Genomic DNA, 25,606 nt, shown 5'->3' on the forward strand with positions numbered 1-25,606 from the left:
CGCGGGAGCCGCGACACTCGACTCATGGGTGCCAGCGCGTGGGTGCTGCATGTCGACATGGACCAGTTCATCGCCGCCGTCGAGGTGCTGCGTCACCCGGAGCTCGCGGGCCGGCCCGTGATCGTCGGCGGGCGCGGCGATCCGACCGAGCGAGCCGTCGTGTCGACGGCGTCGTACGAAGCACGCGCATACGGCATCGGCTCCGGGATGCCGCTGAAGATCGCGGCGCGCAAGGCGCCGCCGGACGCCGTGTTCCTCCCGGTCGATCACGAAGCCTACGAACGCGCGTCGACCGAGGTGATGGACACGCTGCGCGCGCTGCCCGGCGTCGTGCTCGAGGTGCTCGGATGGGACGAGTGCTTCCTCGGCGTGACGACCGCCGATCCCGAGTCCGTCGCGCATGACGCGCAGCGGGTCGTGCTCGCGGCGACGCGGCTGCACTGCTCCGTGGGCATCGGCGACAACAAGGTCCGCGCGAAGATCGCGACGGGCTTCGGCAAGCCGAGAGGGATGTTCCGCCTCACCGAGGAGAACTGGTTCGACGTGATGGGCGAACGGCCCACGCGCGAGCTCTGGGGAGTCGGCGCCAAGGTGCACAAGCGCCTCGCGGCTCACGGCATCGACACCGTGCGGCAGCTCGCGGACGCCGACCCCGCCGTGCTCGTCGCGGAGTTCGGCCCGCGGATGGGCGTCTGGTACCGCGAGCTCGGCCACGGAATCGGACCGCGCGTGGTGGACGACTCGCCGTGGATCGCGCGCAGCCACAGCCGGGAGACGACCTACCAGCAGAATCTCACGGGGCCGGATGCGGTGCACACGGCGGTCGCCGAGCTGGCCCATCAGGTCTGGGATGACTGCGCGACGGACGGACGAGCGGTGGTGCGCGTGCACCTGAAGGTCCGGTACGCGCCGTTCGAGACGAAGACCATCGGGCGAAAGCTCGCGGAGCCCGCGCGCAGCGAGCACGTCCTGGTGGACGCCGCGCTCGCGCTCGCGCAACGGATCGACTCCGAGCGCGAGATCCGCCTGCTCGGAGTGCGCGCGGAGATGGCGATGCCGGCGGGTGACCAGATCGAGCGCACACCGGTGCGCGGGCGGATCTGACCCCGCGGCAGGTCAGGGCGCGGCGTGCCCGTGCGCGTGCTCGGCCATCGCAGCGACCTCGCCGATCACCCTCGGATGGGCCAGCACGCGGAAATGCCCGCCGGTCTCCAGGCGCACGTTCTTCGCGCCTGCGAGCTCGCTTCCCCCGGGGATGTGCGGGTCGAAGGCCGCGTACACCGATGTGATGCGGGCGTTGATCGCGGTCTCCCTCGCGAGCGCGAGGATCGTGGCGTTGCGAGGGGAGAAGCTGCGCAGAGTGGCCGACACCATGAGCGCCGCGTATCGCGAGCCGCCGAACGGAGAGGCCACCGCGACCATTCCCCGCACGCGAGCCGCTCCGGCGCCGAACGCCATGAGGTGCTTGCCGATCAGTCCGCCCTTGCTGTGCGCCACGAGGATGACGTCATACAGCTCGTGCGCGACCAGGTGCTGCTCGACGAGGCGCGCCGCACGGTCCACCGGGATGCGGTTGTTCTGAAGCGGATCGACCACATGCACCGGATGTCCGCGCTCGTGCAGCGCGACGATGAGCGGCTGCAGGAACTTCCACGTCTCATAGACGCCCGGGATCACGACGATCGGCACGCCGCCGCCCGTCCAGAAGGCCGACGGCCGCGTGCGGTTCAGGAACGCCCGCGCCTGCCAGGCTCCCGCGTACGCGTAGTCGAGCGTCCACCAGACCCACCGCCGGAGGAGGCTCATCACGGCTCGCCGACCCCCAGGAACCAGTCCAGCGCCGACGCGACCGCGCGGGGCGCGGTGTGCTGCACCAGGTGCGGATGGCCCGGGACCGTGACCGAGCGGGACCGCTGTGCGCGGCGCGTCAGCTTCGCGCACCAGTCCGCACCGGCGATCGGATCGCGGCCGCCGCGCAGCACGAGCAGCGGCTGCGTGAGATCCCCGACGCGCTCCTCCATCGGGTATTCCAGCATGTGCGGCAGCTGACAGAGGTACCACCGGGGGCCGCAGCGCAGATACTCGGTGAGCACTCGGGCGTTGGCGGACGGGGTCTCGCGGGTGCTGTCCACGCCGAGCGCGAGGGCCTGCGCGAACGCGGTGCGGTGTCGGTCGTCGACCACCGGGCCGATCGTGGCCACGTGCGAGACGAGATCGGGGCGCTGCGCGCCGAGCTCGACCACCCACTGCGTCCCCATCGAGTCACCTACCGCGACCGCCGCCTCCTCGCCGAGGTCGCCGACCACCTCGCCCAGCATCTCGGCCATGCGGGCGACGTCCGGCGACGAGGCCGGCTTGGGCAGCCCTCCGAAGCCGGGCAGGTCGACCGTGTGCACGGAGTGGTGCCGCGCCAGGACGCCGTGCAGGCGCGAGAACAGGCGGTGCGAGATCCCGATCCCGTGCACCAGGAGGAACGCGCGTCCGCTGCCCGGCCGTTCGGTCGAGAACACCCGGAAGACGTGCCCATCCAGGTCGACGACGCGCGTGATCGGCATGCCCCCATTGTGCTTGACCGCTCCGTCGCGCACCCGGGGCTTGACGTTGCCGGGGCGATAGCGTGACGGGATGGGCTTCTCGATACGAACGGTCCGCGCCTCCGACTGGCAGGCGTTCCGCGACCTGCGTCTGCGGATGCTGCGCGACACCCCCATCGCGTACAACGAGACCTATGCGCACGCCGCCGCGCTGCCCGAGTCGGAGTGGCGCGAGCGTGCAGGCCGCGGCCAGGAGCCCGGCAACATCTCCCTCGTCGCCGTCGCCGACGACGGCACCTGGATCGGCATCATGCGGGGGTTGGTCTCGGCCCGCCGCGGTGCGATGCTCGTGGGCGTGTACGTCGACCCGGCATGGCGGGGCGGTGAGGGCGGGGTCGCGGATGCCCTGCTCGAGGGGATCGTCGACTGGGCCCGCACGCGCGGCGACGCGCTCGTCCTCGAGGTGCACGAGGACAACCCGCGCGCGATCGCGTTCTACCGGCGCCACGGCTTCGAGCCCACCGGGAACGTGACGCCCTACAACCTCGAGCCGTATGGCGACGAGATCGAGATGCGACTCGATCTGACGCGCTGAGGGAGGGGATCGTGGATCGCAGACGCTCACGGGTCGGCGCGGTCCTCGTGTCGCTCCTGGCCTGCGGCGCTCTCCCGGCGTGCGCGGCATCGGCCATCGAGGTCGGCGGGATCGAGGTCGAGGTGAGCCAGTCCCGTACCCAGTACGCCGACCGCGTCGTCTCGCTGGTCGTGCGCGCGGCGGGGGAGGCCCTCACGGTCGCGCTCGACCCTGCGACGCGCACGTGCTGGCCGAGGACAATCGCGGCATGTTCGTCCCGGTGCACGCGAGCGTCGACGGCGTCCGCCAGGCGCCGATGTACGTCCCGGTGCCGGATGCCGCACGCCGCGCGCTGATCGAGTTCATCACGCGGACGTGCGGGCTGGGGGAGTGACGGCTCAGCCGCGCTCGACCGGCGGCCAGCGGTCGCAGGTCGCCGTGGAGCGGTCCTCGTCGCGCTCGATCACCGCGACGATCGAGGGCCCCGGACGCAGACGCCACGGATTGGAGGGGAACCACTCCGTGGCCGTGGCCGCCCAGGTGTCCTGCAGCGCCTCGGGGTGTGCGCCGGTCGTGCGGAAGACCGCCCACGCGCCGGCGGGGACCTCGATGCACTCGAGGTCGTGGGGCACCGCGGTGGCCTCATCGACCGCCACGCCGTGGAGATAGGTGAGCTCGCTGCCCTCCGCGTCGTCCGGGTCGAGGTCGGCGCTCACCTGGAGAAGGCCGGCGGGTTCGGTGTCGCTCAGCTCCTTCAGGCGAGCGTGCTCGGCGATCGGCAACGCCCGGCCGAACGCCTCGGTGGACCCGTAGCCGTATCGAACGGCGACACCGAGCAGATCGCGGCCCGCGATGACGTCGGCTGCCGCCATGGTCATCCGGCGGCGACGAACGTATTCCGACAGCGGCATGCCCGCGAGCGACGAGAACATCCGCCGCAGGTGGTACTCGGTGGTGCCGAGGCGCGCGGCGAACAGCTCCAGATCCATGTCCTGCGTCAGGTGACGCTCGACATGGTCGACCAGCTGGTTGAGTGCACCGATCACGAGGATCTCCCTTCCTCGATGAGCCTCCCGGAAAGCGGGTCGCATGGCCGATGATCCCGGACCGATTCAATCGGATGAGCGCAGCGCGAGCACCGGACGCCTATGACCTCGCTGGCAGGTCCCTGAGTGCACTGTTACCTTTTCGTGATCTTGACGTAGCGTGGCACGTCGACCGTGGAGGACCGCCGTCGAACCCGCCCGAGTCCTCCGCACCCGAAACGAGACGACCTTCCGGTCGGCGGGCGAGTGCGCGGCCATGGCCGCGCACAGAGACGGGGCCGTGGAGCTCCTTGTGATCCTGAACACGCATTCCCGACAGAACACCGAAGCGCGCCGACCTGGACGGTTCGCGCGAGGGGGACTGGTCGCCGCCGGTCTCGTCGCGGCGGCAGCCGGGGCGCTCGTGCCCACGGCGGCGAACGCGGCCGACGACGCCACCTGGGACGCACTGGCCCAGTGCGAGTCGGGCGGCAACTGGGCGATCGACACCGGCAACGGCTACTACGGAGGCCTGCAGTTCTCGCAGTCCACGTGGGAGGCCAACGGCGGCACCGGCAACCCGGCGGACGCCTCGCGCGAGGAGCAGATCCGCGTGGCGGAGAACGTCCTCGCGACGCAGGGCTGGGGCGCCTGGCCGACGTGCTCGGCGAAGATCGGCGCGTCGGGATCGGCCGAGCCGCGCGCGGCCGCACCGGTCGAGTCTCCGTCCGCGCCGGCGGCGGGGGAGTCCACTCAGGCGCCCGCCGCCGCACCGGCTCCCGCACCGGCGCCGGTCGAGGAGACGTATCAGCTTCCGGATGTGGAGCCGTCGGACGAGACCTACACGGTCGAGTCGGGTGACACGCTCTTCGACATCGCCACGAAGCTCGAGGTCGAGACCGGCTGGCTCGGCATCTTCGCGGTGAACCAGGAGACGATCTCCGACCCCGACCTCATCGAGGTCGGCGACGAGCTGATCCTGCCCGCGGAGTAACCGCGAGCGACCCTGTGGGCGGGGTGCCGGCGACGGCCCCCGCCCACGAGGTCAGCCGGCCAGTCCCTCCACGGAGTAGCGCCGCTCGATCCCGGCCGTGCGGCGACCCCATTCGCTCGCCGCGACGCGCGCCTGGTGCGCGCGGAAGGCGTGCTCGTCGGCGAATCGCTCGGCCACCGTCCAGACCAGGGGATCGGCAGTCGGTGCCACCTCGAACGAGAGGCAGCCGGGCTCGGCGCGAGTCAGCGCGACGTGGGTCGGCAGGTGCTCCGCGACCAGTCGCGCCTCGTCAGCATCCGCACACCGCAGTTCACCCGTCAATCGCACCTCGACCATGAACCTCACAGTAGAACGCGTCGGGCTGCCGGGCGGCAGGCGGTCGATACCCGGCGCAATGGGGGACGGCGACGAAGGGCGCGCCTCAGCGAACTGACATAATGTGCATTATCGGCGTGTGGTCGATCCGGCGAGACAGCCCCTCTCAGGGGCCGAACGACGCGGACACCAGGAAGCGCTCCACGTCGATCCGCAGCGCGACGCGCTCCGGATTCGGCCTCGGCGTCCGGTAGCGCGCCGCGTACTGCTCCTCAGCGCGTCGCACGGACTCGGCGTCGCTCAGCACGTGCGCCGTTCCCTCGAGCGTCGACCAGTGACGTCCGTCGACCTGGCAGGCCGCGACGCGCGGGTCCGCCGCCGCGAGACGCGCCTTCAGGGACGATCCGGAGGTGATCACCCACGCGCAGCGCTGCTCCAGGTCCAGCGCGACGCCGACCGGCGTGACGTGCGGCCGTCCGTCTCGACGCAGCGTCGTGAGCGTGCACAGGTGCCGCTCGGTCCAGAACTCGAGAAGATCCGGCGGGAACTCGGTCCAGCCCGGGCGCCAGGATGCCATTCGGTCATCCTCGCACCGTGCGCGGCGTGACGCGGCCTGATTCTCCCCCGAGGACCAATATATCGTTACGCGCGGCCCACGCGCCCACGTACTGCGCCAGGTGCTCGCCCGTCAGGGTCGTACGGGCGGCGACCAGATCCGCGGGTGTGCCCTCGAACACGATCCGCCCGCCGTCGTGGCCGGCGCCAGGGCCGAGGTCGATGATCCAGTCCGCGTGGGCCATGACGGCCTGGTGGTGCTCGATCACGATCACCGTCTTGCCCGAGTCGACGAGGCGGTCGAGCAGTCCGAGGAGGTTCTCGACATCGGCGAGGTGGAGCCCGGTCGTGGGCTCGTCCAGCACGTAGACGTCGCCCTTCTCCCCCATCTGGTTCGCGAGCTTGATCCGCTGCCGCTCGCCGCCCGACAGGGTCGACAGCGGCTGGCCCAGGGTGAGGTAACCGAGACCGACGTCCTCGAGACGACCCAGGATGGCGGCGGCCGCCGGGATCTTCGCCTCGCCCTCGGAGAAGAACGGCCGGGCCTCGGCGACGGGAAGGTCGAGGACCTCGGTGATGTCCCTGCCGCCGAGCTTGTACTCGAGCACCCCGGCCTGGAAGCGCTTGCCGCCGCAGTCCTCGCACGGCGTCTCGACCGTGTCCATGAAGCCCAGCTCCGTGATGATGACGCCGGCGCCCTTGCAGGTCGGGCAGGCACCCTCCGAGTTCGCGCTGAAGATCGCCGGCTTGACGCCGTTCGCCTTCGCGAACGCCTTGCGGATGGGCTCCAGCAGCCCCGTGTAGGTCGCCGGATTGCTGCGGCGCGAGCCCTTGATGGCGCCCTGGTCGATCGCCACCACATCCGGGCGGCGCGACACCGAGCCGTGGATCAGCGAGCTCTTGCCCGAGCCGGCGACGCCGGTCACGACCGTGAGCACGCCGAGCGGGATGTCCACATCCACGTCCTGCAGGTTGTTGTCCGCGGCGCCGCGGATCTCGATCGCGCCCGCGGCGGCCCGCACCTCGGGCTTCAGCTGAGCGCGGTAGTCGAGGTGCCGCCCGGTGAGCGTGCCGCTGGCCTTCAGGCCCTCGACGGTGCCCTCGAAGCAGATCGTGCCGCCTTCGCTGCCGGCCTTCGGCCCGAGGTCGACGACGTGATCGGCGATCGCGATCGCCTCGGGCTTGTGCTCGACGACCAGAACGGTGTTGCCCTTGTCGCGCAGCTGCAGCAGCAGCTCGTTCATCCGCTGGATGTCGTGCGGGTGCAGACCGATGGTCGGCTCGTCGAACACGTAGGTGACGTCGGTGAGCGACGACCCCAGGTGGCGCAGCATCTTGATCCGCTGCGCCTCTCCCCCGCTCAGCGTGCTGGACGGCCGGTTCAGGCTGAGGTACCCGAGTCCGAGGGTCACGAACGCCTCGAGGTTCGCCCGGAGGGCGTTCAGCAGCGGCCCCGCTCCCGGCTTGTCGAGCGCGCGCACCCAGTCGGCGAGATCCGTGACCTGCATCGCGCACGCGTCCGCGATGCTGATCCCGTCGATCTTCGACGAGCGCGCCGCCTCGGTGAGCCGCGTGCCTTCGCACTCCGGGCACGTCGCGAAGGTCGCGATCCGCTCCACGAAGGCCCGGATGTGCGGCTGCAGCGATTCGATGTCCTTCGAGAGCATCGACTTCGTGATCTTCGGGATCAGGCCCTCGTACGTCATGTTCATGTCGAACGCGCGCACCTTCGTGGGCTCCTTGTAGAGGAAGTCCTTGCGCTGTCGCTCGGTGAACGTCGAGATCGGCTTGTCGGCGGGGAAGAACCCGGATCCGGCGAAGCCCTTCACCATCCATCCGTCGGGCGTGTATCCCGGCACCAGGATCGCCCCCTCGAGCAGGGACTTCGACTCGTCGATCACCTGCGACAGGTCGATGTCCGACACCGAGCCGCGGCCCTCGCACCGCGGGCACATGCCACCCAGGTAGACGACGTCCTTGACGATCTTCTTCTCGCCGCTGGCCGACGTCGTCACGCCGCTGGCCTTCTGCGTCGGGATGTTGAACGAGAAGGCCGTGGGACCACCGATGTAGGGCTCCCCCAGCTTGCTGAACAGGATGCGCAGCATCACGTTCGCGTCCGTGACGGTGCCGACCGTGGAGCGCGGGTTGGCGCCCAGCCGCTCCTGGTCGACGATGATCGCGGTCGTGAGGCCCTCGAGCACGTCCACGTCGGGACGCGGCACGGAGGGCATGAACCCCTGCACGAACGCGCTGTAGGTCTCGTCGATCAGCCTCCGCGACTCGGCCGCGATCGTGTCGAACACCAGTGAGCTCTTGCCCGATCCCGAGACGCCCGTGAACACCGAGAGCCGTCGCTTGGGGATGTCCACGCTGACGTCCTTGAGGTTGTTCTCGCGCGCGCCCTGCACGCGGATCAGGACATGGGTGTCGGCGGGATGCACCGGCGCTCCTTCGATTCGGGGATGTGGCGGGTCTGAGATGCGGGACGGATGAGAGCGCTCAGCGCTGCTGGACGCGGATGGCGTTCCCGGCGGGATCGCGGAGGGCGAAGTCGCGCACGCCGTAGTCCTGGTCGATCGGCTCCTGGATGATGTCGACGTCCGGGGCGGCCTGCACCCTCTCGAACAGTGCGTCCACGTCGGGCGTGGCGAGCACGATCCCGGCGTACGTGCCCTTCGCCATCATCTCGGCGATGGTCTGGCGCTCGGTGTCGGTCAGGCCGGGATCGATCGCGGGCGGCGTGAGCACGATCGACGTGTCGGGCTGCCCGGCGGGGCCGACGGTGATCCAGCGCATGGCGCCCTGGCCCACGTCGAGGCGCACCTCGAAGCCGAGCACATCGCGGTAGAACGCGAGCGACGCCTCGGGGTCGGTGTGCGGCAGGAAGCTGGCGTTGATGGTGAGCCGGTTGTCCATGTCCGTCACGCTATCCGCGCACCCGCACGGGTCGCTTCTCGATTCCTGACCGGTCTGGTGACGGTCTTCACCACCAGCGACGGCAGTCCCTCCAGCCCGCTCCGCGCGGCCCGGCGGTAGACGCTCGGGGGCATGCCGACCAGCTCGGTGAACCGGCTACTGAACGTGCCGAGCGACGCGCAGCCGACCGCGAAGCAGACCTCCGTGACCGACAGGTCGCCGCGGCGCAGCAGGGTCATCGCCAGCTCGATGCGCCGCGTCATCAGGTACTGGTAAGGCGACTCGCCGTACGCCGCCTTGAACTGGCGGCTGAGGTGCCCGGCCAACAGGTGCACGCCACGCGCGAGCGCCTCGACGTCGAGCGGCTTGGCGTACTCGCGGTCCATCCGGTCGCGCACGCGGCGCAGCAGCGCGAGCTCGCGCAGCCGCGCGTCCTGCGCGGTCGAGTCGACGGAGGGGCCGGTCACAGGGGATATCGTGCCACGCCCTCCCGACGATCTCAGCCCTCGACGCCGGTGTCGCTCACCCACTTCGGCGCGGGCGGCTCCCACTCCTCCAGACCGCGGATGAGGTCGCGCGGGGTCGAGGCGACCAGGAGCGACTCGCGGAACGCGGATGCGACGAATCCCTCCTCGACCATCCGGTCGACCATGGTCAGCATCGGGCGCCAGAACCCCCGCACGTCGTACACCGCGACCGGCTTGCGGTGGATCCCGAGCTGCAGCCACGTCCACACCTCGAAGAACTCCTCGAGCGTGCCGATGCCGCCGGGCAGGGCCACGAACGCGTCGCCGAGCTCCGCCATCCGGAGCTTGCGCGCGTGCATGTCGGGCACGACCTCGAACGTGGTGAGGTCCGGGTGCGCGATCTCCTTGTCGACCAGCGCCTGCGGCATGACGCCGTGCACCGGCGCCCCCGCCTCGCGCGCCGCGGTCGACACCGCTCCCATGAGACCGACGTTCCCGCCGCCGTAGACCACGCCGATCCCCCGGGCGGCGAACGCCTGCCCGATGTCCACCGCAGCGCGGAGGTAGGCGGGGTCGTGACCGGGCGAGGAACCCGTGAAGACGGTGACGCGGCGGATGTGCGCCGGCCCGTCGCTCGGAGGCGTTGCGTGCATGCCTCCACCCTACGGACGTGGCTAGGTTGAAGAGGTGAGCTCGACAGAGGACGCCTATCTGCGCTACCCCCACCTCCACGGCGAGCTCGTGACGTTCACGGCGGCGGACGACGTCTGGGTCGCTCCGGTCACCGGCGGGCGCGCATGGCGCGTGACGAGCGACATCGCTCCGGTGCGCCAGCCCCGCTTCTCTCCGGACGGCAGCGTGATCGCCTACGTGTCGCACCGGGACGGGCATCCCGAGGTCATGGTGGCGGAGGTCTCCGGCGGCGGGGTGCGCCGGCTCACATACTGGGGCGCGCAGAGCACGATCCTGCTCGGCTGGACGCAGGACGGCCGCATCCTCGTCGCGTCGAGCGGCGGCGAGTCCAACACACGCCACACGGTCGTGAAGGCCGTCGCCCTGGACGGCTCGTGGGAGCGCCTGGACCTCGGGATGGCCTCGGGCGTCGCGCTGCACGCGGACGGGCGCGTCGCCCTGGCGACGCCCGGCAGCCGCCCGCCCGCTCATTGGAAGCGCTACCGCGGCGGCACCGCTCCTCGCCTGTGGCTGCGCGAGGCCGGCGGCGACTGGAGCCGGCTGCTGCCGGACGAGACCGCCGGGATCACCGACCCGCTCTGGGTCGGCGACGCGCTGGTGTTCGCGTCCGACCGGGCGGCCGCGTTCCCCGACCGTGCCGACGAGCAGGCGAACCTGTGGATCTGGGACGTCCCGGGCGAGGGAGAGCCGCGCCGGCTCACACATCAGGGTCCCGACGAGGGCTATGTCCGCGACCCGAGCACCGACGGGTCGCGGATCGTGTGGCACAGCCGGGGTCGGCTGCGGATCCTCGATGCGCTGGACGCCCGGCCCCGCACGATCGAGGTCACTCTGCCCGGCACGGCGCCGGAGCCCCTGGTCCTGGGCGGGAACCGCCGCCTCGACGCCTTCGCGCCCGACCACGACGCCTCGGGCAGCCTGGTCGCGTGGCGCGGCAAGGCCTTCTGGGTCGCACACCGCGAGGGCCCGGCCCGCGCGCTGCTCGCCGACTCCGGCATCCGCGCGCGTGAGCCGATCGTGCTGGGCCGCACCGGCCTCGGCGCGGTCGTGAGCGACGCGACCGGTGAGGATGGCATCGACGTGCTCGCGCTCGACGGATCGGAGCCGCCGCGGCGCATCCTGTCCGGGGAGCTCGGCCGGGTGCTGCACCTCGCGGCCTCGCCCGCGGGTGACAGGATCGCGGCCATCTCGCACGACGGCGCGATCCGCGTGATCGACCCCGTGGCAGGCACGGCCCGGCAGATCGGCCGGTCCGGACGCGGCGAGGCGCTCACGCCCCGCTTCTCCCCCGACGGCCGGTACCTGGCGTGGTCGCAGCCGGTCGACGCGGGCGGCGACCTGCACGCGATCTGGATCGCCGAGGCCGATGGATCGGCGCCCGCGGTGCGCCTGACCACCGGTCAGTACAACGACCGCTCCCCCGACTTCACGCACGACGGCAGGCACCTCGTGTTCCTGTCCGACCGCACGTTCGATCCGCACTACAACAAGCACGCGTTCGACCTCGCGTTCATCGGCGCGACCCGGCCCTGGCTGATCCCCCTGTCCGCGACCGAGCCGGCCCCGTTCGGCCCGAGCGTCGACGGCTGGCCGCTCTCCGCGCCGAGGAAGGCGGAGGACGGCGCCGTGGCGTGTCCCGACCTGGACGCCGAGGCCGCCGAGGAGCGGATCGTGCCGTTCCCGGTGCCGTCCGCGGAGTACCGCGACCTCACGTGCGCCGATGGCGGCGTGCTGTGGGTCGCCGTGCACCCCGAGCAGGGTGTGCTCGGCTCGCGGCGCGCGGGCGTGCGGGACGAGGCCACGCCCGACAGCCTCGAGCGCTGGTCCTTCGCCGATCGCAAGGTCGAGACCCTGGTCGACGCCGTCGACGCATACGCGGTCTCGGGCGACGGAGAGCGCGTCGTGGTGCGCCACCGCGACGCGGTCACGGTCGTCCCCGCCACCCGGCCCGCCAAGGACGACGCGGTGCGCGTGGACCTGTCCCGGCTGCGTTTCAGCGTCGACCCGCGCGCCGAATGGCGCCAGATGTTCGACGAGAACGCGCGCATCATGCGCGATCACTTCTGGCGCGCCGACATGGACGGCGTCGACTGGGCCGCCGTGACCGACCGCTGGCGCCCCGTCCTCGAGCGCGCCCTCACGCACGACGACGTCGTGGACATCCTGTGGGAGACGGTGGGCGAGCTGAACACCTCGCACGCGTACGTGACTCCCCCGTCGCCGCTCGGGAACCAGGGCCGGCGTCTGGGCTTCCTGGGCGCGGACCTCTCCCCCGCAGCGGACGGCTGGCGCATCGACCGGATCCTGCCGGGCGAGTCCAGCGACCCGCACGCCCGCTCCCCGCTGCGGCAGGCGGGCGTCGGGGCGCGTGCGGGCGACGTGATCGTCGCGGTCGACGGGGCCCCGGTGGACCCGGTGGCGGGCCCGTCGGCGCTGCTGATCGGGGCGGCCGAGCGCCCGGTCGAGCTCACGCTCCGCCGTGATGGCGAGGACCGCCGGGTGGTGGTGGTCCCGCTGGCGGACGAGGAGGTGCTGCGGTACCAGGACTGGGTGCGCTCCCGCCGTGCATACGTCGCCGAGCGCAGCGGCGGACGCCTGGGCTACGTCCACGTCCCCGACATGCAGAGCTACGGATGGGCGCAGCTGCACCGCGACCTGCGCATCGCGACGGACGCCGAGGGCGTCATCGCGGATGTGCGCTATAACCGCGGCGGCCACACGAGCCAGCTCGTCGTGGAGCGGCTCGCGTCCCGCGTGATCGCGTGGACGGCCGCGCGGCAGTTCGACGACATGATGCCGGATCCGGATCGCGCCCCGCGCGGCCCCGTCGTGCTGGTCGCCAACGAGTTCTCCGGTTCCGACGGCGACATCGTCAACGCGCGCGCCCAGGCGCTCGGCGTGGGACCTGTCGTCGGCGTGCGGACGTGGGGCGGCGTGGTGGGCATCGACAGCCGCTTCGCCCTCGTCGACGGCACGAAGATCACCCAGCCCCGGTACGCCTACTGGCTGCAGGGCAAGGGCTGGGGCGTCGAGAACCACGGCGTCGACCCCGACATCGAGGTCGTGCACAGCCCGGCGCAGATCCTCCGCGCGGACGATCCGCAGCTCGACCGCGCGATCGACGAGGCGCTCGCCCGGCTGGCCGCGACCCCCGCCGCCGCACCGCCCGAGCTCCCGGCGCCCAGGGTGCGCCCGCGCCGGTGATCGGGGTCCTGACCGGCTTCGCGGTCGTCGGCCTCGCCATCGTCACCGGTTACATCGTCGCGCGCATCGACCTGCTGGGCGAGCACGCGCGGTACGTCCTGAGCCGGCTGACGTTCTTCGTCCTCAACCCGTTCCTGCTGTTCGCGGTGCTGTCGGACGCCGACCTCACGCTGCTCTTCTCCGCGCTGCTGCCGGTGTCCATGCTCGCCGCGTTCGCGATCTTCCTCGTGTACGCGCTCGTCGCGCGCCTGGTCTGGAGGCGCTCGACGGGCGAGATCGTGCTCGGCGCGCTCGGCGCGGGCTACGTCAACGCGAACAACATCGGGATCCCGATCTCCACCTACCTGCTCGGCAACGGCGCGTACTCCGCGCCGATCATCCTGGTGCAGCTGCTGGTCATCACGCCGATCGTGCTCGCGATCCTCGACGCGGTGTCGTCGGGCGGCGTCGCGGGGCCCCGCGAGCTCGGGCGCGTGATGCGCCGCACGCTGCGCAACCCCATGATCATCGGCGCGGCACTCGGGGTTCTCGTGGCGGTCACGGGTGTCGACCTCCCGCCGCTCGTCATGGAGCCCGTGGGCCTGCTCGCCGGCGCCGCGGTCCCGGTCCTGCTGCTCAGCTTCGGGATGTCCCTGCACGGCCAGCGCGTGCTGACCACCCGAGCGTCGCGCCCCGACGTGCTGCTCGCCACCGCCATGAAGCTGCTGGTGATGCCCGTGGTCGCGTGGGCGTTCGGGCTGCTGTTCCAGCTCGACGGCCACGCCATGCTGGTCGTGGTGGTGCTGGCCGCCCTGCCCAGCGCGCAGAACGTGTTCAACTACGCGCAGCGCTACGGCGTGGGCGAGGTGCTCGCGCGCGACGTCGTCTTCCTCACCACGTTCTGCTGCGTCCCCGTCGTCTTCGCCGCCGCGATGATCTTCGGCACCTGACCTCGGCGGGTCACACGCGCAGGGCGCGCAGGAGGCGTTCCGCCTTCCAGCGGGACTCGGCGTACTCGTCGTCGGCGTCCGACTGCACGGTGATCCCGCCGCCGGTTCCGAGCACGTACTCGCCGCCGCCGTCGGTCAGGAGCGTCCGGATGATCACGCCGAGGTCCGCGCGCCCGTCGGCGGCGATCCAGCCCATGGCGCCGGCGTACGCACCCCGCGGGGTGGGCTCGACCTCGTCGATGATCTGCATCGTGCGGAGCTTGGGCGCGCCGGTCATGGACCCGGCCGGGAACAGCGCCCGCAGCGCGTCGACCGTCCCGACGTCACCGCGGAGCGTGCCGCGCACCGTCGAGACCAGCTGGTGCACCGACGCGTACGACTCGACCGCCATCAGGGAGGGCACCTCGACCGTGCCGACCTCGCACACCTGCGACAGGTCGTGCCGCAGCAGGTCGACGATCATGAGGTTCTCCGATCGGAACTTCGGATCCGTGGCGAGGCGCCGGGCTGCCGCCGCGTCGTCGGCCGGCGTCGCGGCGCGCGGCGTGGTCCCCTTGATGGGCTTCGCCTCGATCGTGCGCGCTCCCCCGTCCGCATCGATCCGCGCGTAGCGCTCGGGCGAGGATCCCAGGACGAACGCCCGCGCGCCCGGGACGTCGTGCTGCAGATACGCCGCGTAGGGCGCGGGGTTGAGGGCGCGCAGGCGCTCGAACGCCTCGGCGGGCGCGAGCACGCTCCGCACGCTCGCCCGGTGGGTGAGGTTCACCTCGTAGGAGTTGCCGGCGTGGAGGTGCTCCTGCACGGCGTCGAACGCGTCCCGGTACCAGCCGGGGGTCCGCTCGGGCGGGAGCGAGCCGAGCACGTCCGCGGCGGGAGCGGCGGGAAACTCGAGCGGCTCGACGCGCGAGGGCCGCATCCACACGGCATCCGGAAGCCGTGTGTCGGAGCGCGCGGGCAGGTCGGGGCGCGACGCGTAGCCGAAGTAGCCGTACCAGCGGTCATCCGCCGCGCCCTCGGCCAGCTCCGCTGCGAGCACCGCGAACACGTCGTCGCCGACGACCTCGGCGCGCCCGTCGACGTGGCGGGTGACCTCGCGGCGGGCCGCGGAGTACGTCAGGGAGACGTCGGACGGCTCCAGCCACGCCAGCTGCGGCCCGCCGTCGCCCGCCTGCAGCCACACGCACCGGGCGGCCGTCGTCGCGGCCGGGAACCCGCCCATCACGCGGCGCCGAGGAAGTTGCGCACGATGTCCTCGCCGTGCTCGGTCAGGATGGACTCCGGATGGAACTGCACGCCTGCGATCGGCAGCGTGCGGTGCGCAACGCCCATCACGAGGCCCGTGCGCGCGTCCGTCGCGGTCACCCGCACGTCGTCCGGCAGCTCGAGCGCCGCGAGCGAGTGGTAGCGGATGGCGCGGAAGCCGTCGGGAAGTCCCGCGAACAGTCCTGATCCGTCGTGCCGCACGGTTGCGTCGACGCCGTGACCGGGGTCGACCCGCTCCACCACTCCCCCGAAGGCCGTGACGATGCCCTGCATGCCCAGGCACACCCCGAGCACCGGCCGCTCCCCCGCGCGCAGGATCTCCCGCCCGACCGCGAAGTCGTGCGGATCCGCCGGATGTCCCGGCCCCGGCGAGAGCACCACGAAGTCGTGGCTCAGCACATCCGCCGCGGTGCATTCGTCGTGCTCGACGACGCGCGGCAGCCCACCGGTGACCCGTGCGATCAGATGCACGAGGTTCCCGGTGTAGCTGTCGTGGTGGTCCACGACCACGACGTCATGCGAGGGCATGGATCTATTGTGCGGGCCGCGGACCTCGCCGCGGCCGCGACCGCCGCCCGTTACTCGCCCGCGAAGGCGCTCACGTCGCCGACGAGGCGCGTGTTGTCGGCGGGCACGGGGTCCACGGCCGCGCGGGCCACCTCGGCCGCGAACTCCGACACGTTGTACAGCTTGCCGGCCGACTCGCGGCGCTGGGCGATCGCGCCGGGGTTGGCGCGCTCGAGCAGGGTCGCCGTGATGGTGCCCTCGATCATGTCGCCCGAGACCACGGTGAAGCCGATGCCCTTCTCCTCGAGCGACGGGATGAGCTCGCGCAGCGCGTCCTCGCCGGCCCGCTTGGAGAGCGCGACCGGCTCGTACTCCGGCATGGTCGGCGTGGTGCGGATGAAGTGCGCCTGGTGGCTCGTGACGAAGACCACGCGCGAACCCTCGCGCAGCAGCGGCAGCGCCGCCTGCAGCGCGCCCACCTGCGCGTCGCGGTTGAGCTTCAGGGCGTAGTCCTCCTCCATGCCGGACTCCATGCCGCCCGAGGCGTTCAGCACGAGGATGTCGAGGCCGCCGAACTCCTCCTGGACCGCCTCGAACATCGCCTGCACGGTGGACGTGTCCGTGAGGTCGGCGCCGACCACGAGCGCCTTCACGCCCAGCTCGCGCACCTCGTTCGCCAGCTTCTCGGCGCGAGGGGCCTTGTTGCGGTAGTTGATGACGACGTCCGCACCGGCCTGGGCGAAGTAGCGCACGGTGTCGGCGCCGATGCCGCGGGACGAGCCGGTCACGAGCGCGACCTTGCCGGTCAGGGTGCCGGGGGCGATGGGCTGCGACGGGGCGTCGGTCACGGGGACTCCTGGGGGTTCGAGCGGGATCCGGATGGGCGCGGCGATGCGCGCCCGGGTCTGTTCGACAGTACCAACGCGGTCGCGCGCGCCTGTGTGCCGAGCCTCCAATGTCGTGGGCGCGCCGTTGTCCATGCCCGCGTCGCACGGCGCTGGTATGGTGCGGAAAAGGAGGGCCGCATGGAGTTCATCGAGCAGTGGGCCTGGGTCGGCTGGGTGGCGCTGATCGCCCTGTTCCTGGCGATCGAGATCATGTCGGGCGAGCTGACGTTCCTCATGCTGGGCCTCGGATCCACGGCCGGCATGATCGCGGCGTTCGCCGATGCTCCGCTGTGGCTGCAGGTGATCATCGCGGCCGTAGCCGCGGTCGCCTTCCTCCTCCTGCTGCGGCCCCCGCTCCTGCGCCGCCTGCGCAAGGGCTCCGACCCGCAGAAGTTCAACGTCGACGCGCTGGTCGGTCGCCGCGGCGTGGTGACCGAGACCGTCACGGCGCTCTCCGGCCGCGTGAAGCTCGTCAACGGCGACTCGTGGTCGGCGCGGGTGCGCGACGGAGCCGACCTGCCGCCGCAGACCCCGATCGTCGTCGAGTCGATCCAGGGCGCCACCGCGATCGTCGCGCCCGCGCCCACCCCCGCACAGGAGGCCTGAATCATGGAGCTCATCGGAACGGTCCTGCTGTGGATCCTTGCCGCCGCGGTGGTGGTCGTCGTGATCACGATCCTCGTGCAGGCGATCCGCATCGTGCCGCAGAGCGAGGCGTTCATCATCGAGCGGCTCGGCCGCTACCACCGGACGCTGTTCGGCGGCCCTCACCTGCTCTTCCCGATCATCGACCGGCCGCGGGCCCGGGTCGACCTGCGCGAGCAGGTCGTGTCGTTCCCGCCGCAGCAGGTCATCACCGAGGACAACCTGTCGGTCGCGGTCGACGTGGTCGTGTACTTCCGCGTCACGGATCCGCGCGCCGCGACCTACGAGATCGCCAACTACCTGGGGGCGGTCGAGCAGCTCTCGATCACGACGCTGCGCAACGTGGTCGGCGGCCTGAACCTCGAGGAGGCGCTGGTCAGCCGCGACGTCATCAACGCCAAGCTCAGCGCGACGCTCGACGAGGCGACCGGGCAGTGGGGCATCAAGGTCGGCCGCGTGGAGCTCAAGGCGATCGATCCGCCCGCGACGCTCCAGGATGCGATGGAGAAGCAGATGCGCGCCGAGCGCGACCGCCGCGCCGCGATCCTGACCGCCGAGGGGCACAAGCAGTCGCAGATCCTCGTCGCCGAGGGCGCCCGGCAGGCGGAGATCCTCAAGGCCGAGGGCGACAAGCAGGCCCAGGTCCTGCGCGCCGAGGGCGAGTCGCAGGCGATCCAGACCGTGTTCCACGCCATCCACGCCGGAGCGCCGGACGACAAGCTGCTCGCCTACCAGTACCTGCAGGCGCTGCCGAAGATCGCCGAGGGCGAGGCGAGCAAGCTGTGGCTCATCCCCAGCGAGCTCACCGAGGCGCTCAAGGGCATCGCGGGCGGCTTCGCGCGCCCCGCCGACAGGGCGTGACGCACCCGTACCTGGTGGGCACGGCCCACCCGCGCGTCCTCGCCCATCGGGGCCTGGTCCACCGCGGACCGCTGCACGACGACGAGTTCGTGGTCGAGAACTCCTTCGCGGCGATCGCCGCCGCGCACGCCGCAGGGGCCGACTACGTCGAGTCCGACTGCCACCTCACGGCCGACGGCCATGTCGTGCTCTTCCACGACGACACGCTCGAACGCGTGACCGGCGACCCGCGGCCGCTCGCGGCCGTGACGCTGCGCGAGCTCGAGCTGCTGATGGCCGACCGAGGCGGGCTCGCGACCCTCGCGCAGACGCTCGAGGCGTTCCCGACGACGCGCTTCAACCTCGACGTGAAGGCGCCGGCGGCGGCCGTGCCGCTCGGACGGATGATCGCCGAGCACGCCGACCGGGTGCTCGTCACGAGCTTCTCGGATGCGCGCCGCCGTGCGGCCCTCGCCGCGGCGGCGCCCGCGCTGCCCGCCACCTCCCCCGGCACGGGCACGGTCGCCCTCCTTGTGGCGGCGGTCGCCCTGCACCTCAAGCCCCTCGCGACCCGGCTGCTGCGCGGGCTCGACGCCCTGCAGATCCCGGAGCGCCGCGGCGCGGTCCGCGTCCTGTCGCCGCGCCTGCTCGCCTGGGCGCACGAGAGCGGCGTGGAGGTCCACGTGTGGACCGTGAACGACGCCGAGCGCATGCGCGAGCTGGTCGCGATGGGCGTGGACGGGATCGTCACGGACGTCGCCGACGTGGCCCTCGAGACGCTCGCGCGCTGATCGCGCCATCCCGCTGGGATTCCGCTGGGAAAGGCGGATGGCGGCGTCCGCTTCGGATGATGTGCACAGGCGGGGACGTTATACCTGTCACCGACGAGAGGACCACACAATGGCAGATCGCAGCCTTCGCGGAATCCGACTCGGCGCCCAGAGCCTCCAGAGCGAAGAGGGCGTCGTTTTCATGGAGCGGACCCAGTACACGTACCACTGTGCTGCCTGCGACCGCGACACCACCCTGACGTTCGCGGCCGACGCCGAGGCCCCCGAGACGTGGGAGTGCCGCGGCTGCGGCGGCGAGGCGCTTCTGAAGGTCGACGGCAGCACGGTCGAGGTCGACCACAGCGGCGACAAGGCGCCGCGCACGCACTGGGACATGCTCCTGGAGCGCCGCACCATCCCGGAGCTCGAGGAGATCCTGGCGGAGCGTCTGGAGTTCATCCGCGCGCGCCGCGGCGCGGGCGAGGACCCTACGCGCGCCAAGTCGGCCTGACCGACTCCCCCACGACGACGCCGGCCCGCGTGGCCGGCGTCTTTCGTGTGCCCGCCGCCGGGCGACGTCATGCGTCATCGGCGTGCCCGCCGCTCCAATAGGCTGGGCGCATGGCGAACAGCGTGGATCGAGCCGTCGGCATCGACATCGGCGGCACCGGCATGAAGGCCGGCATCGTGGACCTCGGCAAGGGCGAGCTTGTCAGCGACCGGGTCCGCATCCCCACTCCCAAGGGCGCGAAGCCCAAGGACGTCCTGGCGACCGTCACGGAGCTCATCGAGCTGCTCGGTCCCGACGCCGAGGAGCTGCCGGTGGGCATCTGCTTCCCGACGATCGTGAAGCACGGCCGCACCATGTCGGCGTCGAACGTGTCGAAGAAGTGGATCGACTTCGAGGCCGAGAAGTTCTTCGAGGAGGGTCTCGGCCGCAGCATCCACTTCGTGAACGACGCGGACGCGGCCGGCCTCGCCGAGCTGCGCTTCGGCGGCGCCAAGGACCAGCCCGGCCTCACGATCCTGACGACGCTCGGCACCGGGATCGGCTCGGCGTTCCTGTTCGAGGGCGCCCTCGTGCCGAACACCGAGCTCGGGCACCTGCAGTGGAACGGCGAGAAGATCGAGGCCTACGCGGCGCCGACCGCGCGCGAGCGCGAGGACCTCTCCTGGGAGGACTGGGCCGGTCGCCTGCAGGAGTTCTACGACCACGTCGAGTTCCTGTTCTCGCCCGACCTGATCCTCGTCGGCGGCGGCGTGTCGAAGAACCCCGAGAAGTTCATGCCGCTGCTGAAGACGCGCGCCCCCATGCGCACGGCCACGCACCTGAACAACGCCGGCATCATCGGCGCCGCCTCCCTGGCCCTCTGACCTGAGACAGCAAGCGCCCGGATCCTTCACGGATCCGGGCACTTCTGCATGGGACGAATGGGCCGGCCTGTACGCCGGGTTCTGTTCAGGGGCTCGCGCCCCCTTGACGGCCATCTCTCTCGGCGACACGTTGCCGTGACGCTCCAGCGACCTACCCGAGGACTCGGCGGGCCGCGTCAACATCCTCTGTCTGGTCTTGCTCCGGGCGAGGTTTACCGAGCGGATCGCGTCACCGCGACCCCTGGTGGTCTCTTACACCGCCGTTTCACCCTTACCAGGACGAGGTCCTGGCGGTCTGCTTTCTGTGGCACTGTCTCGCGGATCACTCCGGGTGGGTGTTACCCACCGCCCTGCCCTGTGGAGCCCGGACGTTCCTCGGCGCGCGGCGGCGGACCGCCCGCGACGCGGCCGTCCGGCCGACCCATTCGCACGTTCCAGTGTAGGCGTCGCGCCTGTGAGCGCGGCGTCAGCTCCTGGGCGCGTGCGCCTGGAGGAACGCGTACACCTCGGTGGTGTCGACCCCCGGGAACGAGCCCGTCGGGAGGGTGGCGAGGAGGGTGCGGGGCGTGGCCGCGTTGGGCCAGGCCCCGTCGCGCCAGGCTGCCTCGAGCTCCGCCGGCGGGCGTCGGCAGCACGTCTCCACCGCGTGCCTCGACACGCCGCGATGGGGCGTGTCGCGCCCCACGAACCACTTCGTGTCGTCGAAGCGCACGCCCACGCTGACCGAGTGGGCCCCCTGACTCGAGTGCTCGACGCGCGCGGTGCACCAGTAGGTGCCGTTTCCCGTGTCGGTGTACTGGTAGTAGGGGTTGAACCGGTCGTCGATGTCGAACACGACCCGGCTCGTCCACCGGCGGCAGCACAGCTGGCCTTCGATCGATCCCAGCCGATCCGTCGGGAAGTTCACGTCGTCGTTCTCGTAGGCCTTCGTGATCGTCCCCGACTCGTGCACCTTGAGGAAGTGCACGGCGATGTCCAGGTGGCGCGTCGCGAGGTTGGTGAACCGGTGCGCGGCGCTCTCGTACGAGACGGCGTACGCGTCTCGCAGATCCTCGATCGAGATCGCTCGCCGCGCCTTCGCCTCGCGCAGGAACGGAACCGCGTGATCCTCCGGGATCAGCAGAGCCCCCGCGAGGTAGTTCTGCTCCACCCTCTGACGCAGGAACTCCGTGTAGTCGGCGGGCTCCGCATGCCCCAGCACACGGCTGGCGAGCGCCTGCAGGACGGCGGTGCGCGGATCGCCGCTCACCCGCTCCGGCAGGTAGATCCTCCGGTGGCGCAGGTCCGCGACGCTTCGCGTGGTCTGCGGGAGGTCCGGTGCGTAGTGCAGCGTGAATCCCAGATGGGCCGCGATGTCGCTCGCGGCACGCTGAGTCAGCGGCCCACCGGGGTGGCCGACCGCCGCGAGCAGGTCGCGCGCGTGCTGCTCGAGCTCGGCGAAGTAGTTGTGCTGGCGGCGCATGAGCCTGCGCAGCTCGAGGTTCGCCCGCCGCGCCTGCTCCGGTGTCGCGGCGCGCTCGTCGTGGAGCCGGTCGACCTCGGCCGCGAGCGACAGGATCGCCTGGAGCGCGTGATCCGGCACGGACTTGGAGATCCGGAACGGCTCCAGCCCCAGCGACTGCAGCCGGGGAGAGCGCAGCGCGCGCTCGACCGCCAGCTCCAGGCCCGCGCGCTCGTCGAGCGCCTCGGTCTCGAGCAGGGCGTCCAGCCCGGTGCCCAGCGCCTTCGCGATCGCCCGCAGCATCGACAGGCGCGGCTCCCGGCGCCCGTTCTCGAGCATCGACAGCTGGCTCGGCGCACGCCCGACCGCCGCGGCGAGGGCATCCAGGGTCATGCCGCGCTCGGCGCGGAGCTGCCGGATGCGGCGCCCCACCGCGAGAGCATCGGGACCGTCTTCGTCGAAAAGTTCCGCCGTGGTCATGCCGGGATCATGCCACAGAAGGTCCGCAGAACAGAAGATCTGGCGATCTTCTCCCGGCGAACTTGGTCTACGCGCGCTTCTCTTCACAGATCGTGGACCTCAAGAAGTCCCCCGAGACGAGGAGCACGACGATGAGCACTCTCGATCAGCACCCCATGCCCGCCCGCCCGGGCGACCAGACGCAGACCGCGGACGACCTGCGCCTGGAGTGGAGCGCCGACCCGCGCTGGAGCGGGATCGCGCGCGACTACACGGCCGAGGACGTCATCCGGCTGCGCGGAACGGTCCGCGAGGACGCGACGCTCGCCCGGCGGGGCGCGCAGACCCTCTGGCAGCGCCTGGCCGACGCCGAGCCGGTGCGCGCCCTCGGCGCGATGACCGGGAACCAGGCGGTCCAGCAGGTCCGCGCCGGTCTGAAGGCCATCTATCTCTCCGGCTGGCAGGTCGCGGCCGACGCCAACCTGTCGGGCCAGACCTACCCCGACCAGTCGCTGTACCCGGCCAACTCCGTTCCGGCTGTGGTGCGCCGCATCAACAATGCGCTGCTGCGCCAGGATCAGCTCGAGCACGCCGAGGGCGGCACGACGCGCGACTGGATGGCACCGATCGTCGCGGACGCGGAGGCCGGGTTCGGCGGTCCGCTCAACGCCTATGAGCTGGCGCACGCGATGATCCAGGCCGGCGCCGCCGGCATCCACTGGGAGGACCAGCTCGCGAGCGAGAAGAAGTGCGGCCACCTCGGCGGCAAGGTGCTCGTGCCGACGCAGCAGCACATCCGCACCCTCAACGCCGCGCGCCTCGCTGCCGACGTCGCGGGCGTCCCGACCATCCAGATCGCCCGCACCGACGCCCTGGCGGCCGATCTGCTGACCAGCGACGTCGACGAGCGCGACCGCCCGTTCCTGACCGGCGGGCGCACGAGCGAGGGGTTCTACCGCGTGCGGAACGGCATCGAGCCGGTCATCTCCCGCGGGCTGGCGTACGCGCCGTACGCCGACCTGCTGTGGGTGGAGACCGGCACGCCCGACGTGGAGCTCGCCCGAGAGTTCGCCGCAGCGATCCACGCGGAGCACCCGGGCAAGATGCTCGCCTACAACTGCTCGCCCAGCTTCAACTGGCGGCGGGCGCTCTCGGACGCCGAGATCGCCTCGTTCCAGGACGAGCTCGCCGCGCTGGGCTACCGGTTCCAGTTCATCACCCTCGCGGGGTTCCACGCTCTGAACCACTCGATGTTCCAGCTCGCGCGCGGCTACGCCGAGAACGCCATGACGGCGTACGTCGACCTGCAGGAGGCGGAGTTCGCCGCCGAGAAGGACGGGTACACCGCGACGAAGCATCAGCGCGAGGTGGGCACCGGCTACTTCGACCACGTCTCCACGGCGCTCAACCCCGACAGCGCCACCCTCGCCCTCGTGGGCTCCACCGAGTCCGAGCAGTTCCATTGAGCGCCCACCCCGCGCGCCACCGCATTCACTCCAGCGCAAGGAGAGCAGCATGACCATCATCGACACCGCCCCGACGAGGACGGACTTCCCCACGCCCGAACCCACCGCTCCTTCCATCGAGGTGGTGGGCGCCATCCACCCCCGGTTCGAGGAGATCCTCACGCCGGAAGCGCTCGCGTTCCTGGCGCAGCTCCACGAGCTGTTCGCCGCCGCGCGGTACGCCCGGCTCGCCGATCGTCTGCGTCGTGGCTACGAGATCGGCACCGGCCGGGATCTGCGGTTCCGCGACGACACCGCGCGCATCCGGGACGACGACGGCTGGCGCGTCGCCGGGCCCGGCCCCGGACTGGAGAACCGGCGCGTCGAGATCACGGGTCCGACCGATCCCCGGATGACCGTCAACGCGCTCAACTCCGGCGCCGACGTGTGGCTCGCCGACCAGGAGGACGCCACCAGCCCCACCTGGCGGAACGTGATCGGCGGACAGCTGTCGCTGCACGACGCCATCCGCGGGCGGCTCACCCACACGACCCCGGAGGGCAAGCGCTACGAGGTCACGGCGGCGCGCACGCCCACCATCGTGATGCGCCCCCGCGGCTGGCACCTCGAGGAGCACCACCTGCGGTTCACCGACCGCCACGGCCGCAACCGCCCGGCATCCGGCTCGCTCGTGGACTTCGGGCTCTACTTCTTCCACAACGCCCAGGAACTCATCGCCCGCGGCGCGGGGCCCTACTTCTACCTGCCGAAACTGGAGTCGGCCGAGGAGGCCCGCCTCTGGGACGACGTCTTCAGCTTCGCGGAGCAGTACGTCGGCATCCCCCGCGGCACCATCCGCGCGACGGTGCTGATCGAGACGCTCCCCGCGGCGTTCGAGATGGAGGAGATCCTGTACGAGCTGCGCCACCACGCGGCGGGCCTGAACGCCGGGCGATGGGACTACATCTTCTCGGCGATCAAGACCTACCGGGGCCGTGGCGCACGGTTCGTGCTGCCGGACCGCAACGAGGTCACGATGACCGTGGGGTTCATGCGCGCCTACACCGAGCTGCTGGTCAAGACGGCGCATCGGCGCGGCGCGTACGCCATCGGCGGCATGAGCGCGTTCATCCCGAGCCGGCACGACGCCGAGATGAACGCGCGCGCCCTCGAGAAGGTGGCCGCCGACAAGCGCCGGGAGGCCGGCGACGGCTTCGACGGCACGTGGGTCGCGCATCCCGACCTCATCCCTGTCGCCCGCGCCGAGTTCGACGCCGTGCTCGGCGACCGGCCGAACCAGCTGGAGCGCACGCGCGACGACGTCACCGTGTTCCCCCGCCAGCTGCTCGATCTGTGGATCGGTCGTCCCATCACGGACGAGGGCGTGCGCGGCAACGTCTCGGTGGCGATCCGGTACATCGAGGCGTGGCTGCGCGGCATCGGGGCCGTCGCGATCGACGGGCTCATGGAGGACGCGGCGACGGCCGAGATCTCGCGGTCGCAGGTCTGGCAGTGGATCCGGCAGGAGCGCAGCACCGAAGAGGGCACGCCCATCACGCGCGAGCACGTGTCACGCCTGGTCGACGAGGTGCTCGCCGCCTCGCCGCGCCACGACGGCGACCGCTTCGACGAGGCCGCCGCGGTGTTCCGCGACGTCGCACTGAGCGAGACGTTCCCGGCCTTCCTCACCGTGAAGGCGTACGCCGAGCACCTGGTCGAGCTCGACCGCTGAACCGGCAACCGGGGCCGCCCGTCTCGCTCGGGCG

Annotated in this window: 26 protein-coding genes and 1 other RNA gene; 13 read left to right on the forward strand and 14 right to left on the reverse strand. The window is 71.5% G+C overall.

The genetic code is table 11. From position 1 onward, the window contains the following. Positions 1 to 24: 24 nt before the first annotated feature. A complete protein-coding gene (locus ACYVGN_RS02685) occupies positions 25 to 1,104 on the forward strand; it encodes a DNA polymerase IV (protein WP_460788607.1) in 1,080 nt (359 codons plus the stop codon). A 12-nt stretch (positions 1,105 to 1,116) separates the two neighbouring features. Here ACYVGN_RS02685 and ACYVGN_RS02690 read toward each other — a convergent pair whose 3' ends face one another. Continuing rightward, the gene (locus ACYVGN_RS02690) at positions 1,117 to 1,806 is read right to left on the reverse strand and encodes an esterase/lipase family protein (protein ID WP_460788609.1); all 690 of its coding nucleotides are present in this window, start codon (positions 1,804 to 1,806) and stop codon (positions 1,117 to 1,119) included. Further along, positions 1,806 to 2,555 carry an alpha/beta fold hydrolase gene (locus ACYVGN_RS02695; RefSeq protein WP_460788611.1) on the reverse strand — a complete coding sequence of 250 codons (750 nt, stop codon included), beginning with the start codon at positions 2,553 to 2,555 and terminating at the stop codon, positions 1,806 to 1,808. Before ACYVGN_RS02695 ends, ACYVGN_RS02690 begins: the two co-directional genes overlap by 1 nt. A gap of 70 nt (positions 2,556 to 2,625) precedes the next feature. Between ACYVGN_RS02695 and ACYVGN_RS02700 the strand changes: the two genes are divergently transcribed. Both ACYVGN_RS02700 and ACYVGN_RS02705 read left to right on the forward strand, forming a co-directional pair. Beyond that, entirely contained in the window at positions 2,626 to 3,129 is a 504-nt protein-coding gene (locus tag ACYVGN_RS02700) for a GNAT family N-acetyltransferase (protein WP_460788613.1), read from the forward strand. A gap of 247 nt (positions 3,130 to 3,376) precedes the next feature. Then, positions 3,377 to 3,502 carry a hypothetical protein gene (locus tag ACYVGN_RS02705; RefSeq protein ID WP_460788615.1) on the forward strand — a complete coding sequence of 42 codons (126 nt, stop codon included), beginning with the start codon at positions 3,377 to 3,379 and terminating at the stop codon, positions 3,500 to 3,502. Between the two features lie 4 nt (positions 3,503 to 3,506). Here ACYVGN_RS02705 and ACYVGN_RS02710 read toward each other — a convergent pair whose 3' ends face one another. Further along, the gene (locus ACYVGN_RS02710) at positions 3,507 to 4,154 is read right to left on the reverse strand and encodes an AraC family transcriptional regulator (protein ID WP_460788617.1); all 648 of its coding nucleotides are present in this window, start codon (positions 4,152 to 4,154) and stop codon (positions 3,507 to 3,509) included. Between the two features lie 280 nt (positions 4,155 to 4,434). On the opposite strand from ACYVGN_RS02710, the gene ACYVGN_RS02715 reads away from it, so the two are divergent. After that, on the forward strand, positions 4,435 to 5,127 hold the full coding sequence (locus ACYVGN_RS02715) for a transglycosylase family protein (protein ID WP_235562955.1): 693 nt from the start codon (positions 4,435 to 4,437) through the stop codon (positions 5,125 to 5,127). 51 nt (positions 5,128 to 5,178) lie between these two features. On the opposite strand, the gene ACYVGN_RS02720 is transcribed toward ACYVGN_RS02715, so the two are convergent. The 6 genes from ACYVGN_RS02720 to ACYVGN_RS02745 form a co-directional block, all read right to left on the reverse strand. Beyond that, complete coding sequence (locus ACYVGN_RS02720) at positions 5,179 to 5,463, reverse strand: putative quinol monooxygenase (RefSeq protein ID WP_460788619.1); 285 nt, start codon at positions 5,461 to 5,463, stop codon at positions 5,179 to 5,181. Positions 5,464 to 5,608: 145 nt separating this feature from the next. Then, complete coding sequence (locus ACYVGN_RS02725) at positions 5,609 to 6,019, reverse strand: pyridoxamine 5'-phosphate oxidase family protein (RefSeq protein ID WP_460788621.1); 411 nt, start codon at positions 6,017 to 6,019, stop codon at positions 5,609 to 5,611. Positions 6,020 to 6,023: 4 nt separating this feature from the next. Next, complete coding sequence (locus ACYVGN_RS02730; protein ID WP_460788623.1) at positions 6,024 to 8,441, reverse strand: ATP-binding cassette domain-containing protein; 2,418 nt, start codon at positions 8,439 to 8,441, stop codon at positions 6,024 to 6,026. Positions 8,442 to 8,499: 58 nt separating this feature from the next. After that, positions 8,500 to 8,925, reverse strand: coding sequence for a VOC family protein (locus ACYVGN_RS02735; RefSeq protein WP_460788625.1), 426 nt, complete (start codon positions 8,923 to 8,925; stop codon positions 8,500 to 8,502). Then, positions 8,922 to 9,302, reverse strand: a complete 381-nt coding sequence (locus tag ACYVGN_RS02740; protein ID WP_460789211.1) for a helix-turn-helix transcriptional regulator — start codon at positions 9,300 to 9,302, stop codon at positions 8,922 to 8,924. The genes ACYVGN_RS02735 and ACYVGN_RS02740 overlap by 4 nt, the downstream gene beginning before the upstream one ends. A 113-nt stretch (positions 9,303 to 9,415) precedes the next feature. Further along, entirely contained in the window at positions 9,416 to 10,036 is a 621-nt protein-coding gene (locus ACYVGN_RS02745) for an LOG family protein (protein WP_055988701.1), read from the reverse strand. A 34-nt stretch (positions 10,037 to 10,070) separates the two neighbouring features. Here ACYVGN_RS02745 and ACYVGN_RS02750 point away from each other — a divergent pair, with 34 nt between their 5' ends. Together ACYVGN_RS02750 and ACYVGN_RS02755 are read left to right on the forward strand one after the other, a co-directional pair. Further along, positions 10,071 to 13,280 carry a S41 family peptidase gene (locus ACYVGN_RS02750; protein WP_460788627.1) on the forward strand — a complete coding sequence of 1,070 codons (3,210 nt, stop codon included), beginning with the start codon at positions 10,071 to 10,073 and terminating at the stop codon, positions 13,278 to 13,280. After that, on the forward strand, positions 13,277 to 14,209 hold the full coding sequence (locus ACYVGN_RS02755) for an AEC family transporter (RefSeq protein WP_134745119.1): 933 nt from the start codon (positions 13,277 to 13,279) through the stop codon (positions 14,207 to 14,209). The genes ACYVGN_RS02750 and ACYVGN_RS02755 overlap by 4 nt, the downstream gene beginning before the upstream one ends. A gap of 10 nt (positions 14,210 to 14,219) precedes the next feature. Here the strand turns inward: ACYVGN_RS02755 and ACYVGN_RS02760 are convergent, their stop codons facing one another. From ACYVGN_RS02760 to ACYVGN_RS02770, 3 genes are read right to left on the reverse strand one after another with little or no spacing between them, the layout of a single operon-like run. Further along, positions 14,220 to 15,428, reverse strand: a complete 1,209-nt coding sequence (locus tag ACYVGN_RS02760; protein WP_460788629.1) for an anthranilate synthase component I family protein — start codon at positions 15,426 to 15,428, stop codon at positions 14,220 to 14,222. Further along, positions 15,428 to 16,000 carry an anthranilate synthase component II gene (locus ACYVGN_RS02765; protein WP_460788631.1) on the reverse strand — a complete coding sequence of 191 codons (573 nt, stop codon included), beginning with the start codon at positions 15,998 to 16,000 and terminating at the stop codon, positions 15,428 to 15,430. Before ACYVGN_RS02765 ends, ACYVGN_RS02760 begins: the two co-directional genes overlap by 1 nt. A gap of 50 nt (positions 16,001 to 16,050) precedes the next feature. Beyond that, the gene (locus tag ACYVGN_RS02770) at positions 16,051 to 16,827 is read right to left on the reverse strand and encodes an SDR family oxidoreductase (protein ID WP_055988706.1); all 777 of its coding nucleotides are present in this window, start codon (positions 16,825 to 16,827) and stop codon (positions 16,051 to 16,053) included. Positions 16,828 to 17,004: 177 nt separating this feature from the next. Here ACYVGN_RS02770 and ACYVGN_RS02775 point away from each other — a divergent pair, with 177 nt between their 5' ends. The 5 genes from ACYVGN_RS02775 to ppgK all read left to right on the forward strand — a co-directional run bounded on the left by ACYVGN_RS02775 (position 17,005) and on the right by ppgK (position 20,495). Further along, complete coding sequence (locus tag ACYVGN_RS02775) at positions 17,005 to 17,472, forward strand: NfeD family protein (protein ID WP_460788632.1); 468 nt, start codon at positions 17,005 to 17,007, stop codon at positions 17,470 to 17,472. A 3-nt stretch (positions 17,473 to 17,475) separates the two neighbouring features. Beyond that, positions 17,476 to 18,372: an SPFH domain-containing protein gene (locus ACYVGN_RS02780; RefSeq protein WP_055988708.1), complete on the forward strand. Its 897-nt coding sequence runs from the start codon at positions 17,476 to 17,478 to the stop codon at positions 18,370 to 18,372. Then, on the forward strand, positions 18,369 to 19,142 hold the full coding sequence (locus ACYVGN_RS02785; RefSeq protein ID WP_460788634.1) for a glycerophosphodiester phosphodiesterase family protein: 774 nt from the start codon (positions 18,369 to 18,371) through the stop codon (positions 19,140 to 19,142). The genes ACYVGN_RS02780 and ACYVGN_RS02785 overlap by 4 nt, the downstream gene beginning before the upstream one ends. A gap of 109 nt (positions 19,143 to 19,251) precedes the next feature. After that, positions 19,252 to 19,632 (forward strand): RNA polymerase-binding protein RbpA, encoded by a 381-nt coding sequence (locus tag ACYVGN_RS02790; protein ID WP_055988710.1) that lies wholly within the window; start codon positions 19,252 to 19,254, stop codon positions 19,630 to 19,632. Positions 19,633 to 19,742: 110 nt separating this feature from the next. Next, a complete protein-coding gene (gene ppgK, locus ACYVGN_RS02795; protein ID WP_055988711.1) occupies positions 19,743 to 20,495 on the forward strand; it encodes a polyphosphate--glucose phosphotransferase in 753 nt (250 codons plus the stop codon). Between the two features lie 54 nt (positions 20,496 to 20,549). Here ppgK and rnpB read toward each other — a convergent pair. Together rnpB and ACYVGN_RS02805 are read right to left on the reverse strand one after the other, a co-directional pair. Then, positions 20,550 to 20,919: RNase P RNA component class A (rnpB, locus tag ACYVGN_RS02800), an RNA gene on the reverse strand. 42 nt (positions 20,920 to 20,961) lie between these two features. Further along, positions 20,962 to 22,416: a helix-turn-helix domain-containing protein gene (locus ACYVGN_RS02805; protein WP_460788637.1), complete on the reverse strand. Its 1,455-nt coding sequence runs from the start codon at positions 22,414 to 22,416 to the stop codon at positions 20,962 to 20,964. Between the two features lie 131 nt (positions 22,417 to 22,547). Between ACYVGN_RS02805 and aceA the strand changes: the two genes are divergently transcribed. Beyond that, positions 22,548 to 23,861 (forward strand): isocitrate lyase, encoded by a 1,314-nt coding sequence (gene aceA, locus ACYVGN_RS02810; protein WP_055988713.1) that lies wholly within the window; start codon positions 22,548 to 22,550, stop codon positions 23,859 to 23,861. Positions 23,862 to 23,910: 49 nt separating this feature from the next. Next, positions 23,911 to 25,572: a malate synthase A gene (aceB, locus tag ACYVGN_RS02815; RefSeq protein WP_460788639.1), complete on the forward strand. Its 1,662-nt coding sequence runs from the start codon at positions 23,911 to 23,913 to the stop codon at positions 25,570 to 25,572. Positions 25,573 to 25,606: the final 34 nt, after the last annotated feature.

It is taken from the genome of Microbacterium lacusdiani (genome assembly GCF_054779895.1).

Coding starts and splice junctions, on each gene's coding strand:
- ACYVGN_RS02685 (WP_460788607.1), top strand. CDS start 25: ATGGGTGCCAGCGCGTGGGTGCTGCATGTCGACATGGACCAGTTCATC.
- ACYVGN_RS02690 (WP_460788609.1), bottom strand. CDS start 1,806: ATGAGCCTCCTCCGGCGGTGGGTCTGGTGGACGCTCGACTACGCGTAC.
- ACYVGN_RS02695 (WP_460788611.1), bottom strand. CDS start 2,555: ATGCCGATCACGCGCGTCGTCGACCTGGATGGGCACGTCTTCCGGGTG.
- ACYVGN_RS02700 (WP_460788613.1), top strand. CDS start 2,626: ATGGGCTTCTCGATACGAACGGTCCGCGCCTCCGACTGGCAGGCGTTC.
- ACYVGN_RS02705 (WP_460788615.1), top strand. CDS start 3,377: ATGTTCGTCCCGGTGCACGCGAGCGTCGACGGCGTCCGCCAGGCGCCG.
- ACYVGN_RS02720 (WP_460788619.1), bottom strand. CDS start 5,463: ATGGTCGAGGTGCGATTGACGGGTGAACTGCGGTGTGCGGATGCTGAC.
- ACYVGN_RS02725 (WP_460788621.1), bottom strand. CDS start 6,019: ATGGCATCCTGGCGCCCGGGCTGGACCGAGTTCCCGCCGGATCTTCTC.
- ACYVGN_RS02740 (WP_460789211.1), bottom strand. CDS start 9,302: ATGGACCGCGAGTACGCCAAGCCGCTCGACGTCGAGGCGCTCGCGCGT.
- ACYVGN_RS02745 (WP_055988701.1), bottom strand. CDS start 10,036: ATGCACGCAACGCCTCCGAGCGACGGGCCGGCGCACATCCGCCGCGTC.
- ACYVGN_RS02760 (WP_460788629.1), bottom strand. CDS start 15,428: ATGGGCGGGTTCCCGGCCGCGACGACGGCCGCCCGGTGCGTGTGGCTG.
- ACYVGN_RS02765 (WP_460788631.1), bottom strand. CDS start 16,000: ATGCCCTCGCATGACGTCGTGGTCGTGGACCACCACGACAGCTACACC.
- ACYVGN_RS02775 (WP_460788632.1), top strand. CDS start 17,005: ATGGAGTTCATCGAGCAGTGGGCCTGGGTCGGCTGGGTGGCGCTGATC.
- ACYVGN_RS02780 (WP_055988708.1), top strand. CDS start 17,476: ATGGAGCTCATCGGAACGGTCCTGCTGTGGATCCTTGCCGCCGCGGTG.
- ACYVGN_RS02790 (WP_055988710.1), top strand. CDS start 19,252: ATGGCAGATCGCAGCCTTCGCGGAATCCGACTCGGCGCCCAGAGCCTC.
- ppgK (WP_055988711.1), top strand. CDS start 19,743: ATGGCGAACAGCGTGGATCGAGCCGTCGGCATCGACATCGGCGGCACC.
- ACYVGN_RS02805 (WP_460788637.1), bottom strand. CDS start 22,416: ATGACCACGGCGGAACTTTTCGACGAAGACGGTCCCGATGCTCTCGCG.
- aceA (WP_055988713.1), top strand. CDS start 22,548: ATGAGCACTCTCGATCAGCACCCCATGCCCGCCCGCCCGGGCGACCAG.
- aceB (WP_460788639.1), top strand. CDS start 23,911: ATGACCATCATCGACACCGCCCCGACGAGGACGGACTTCCCCACGCCC.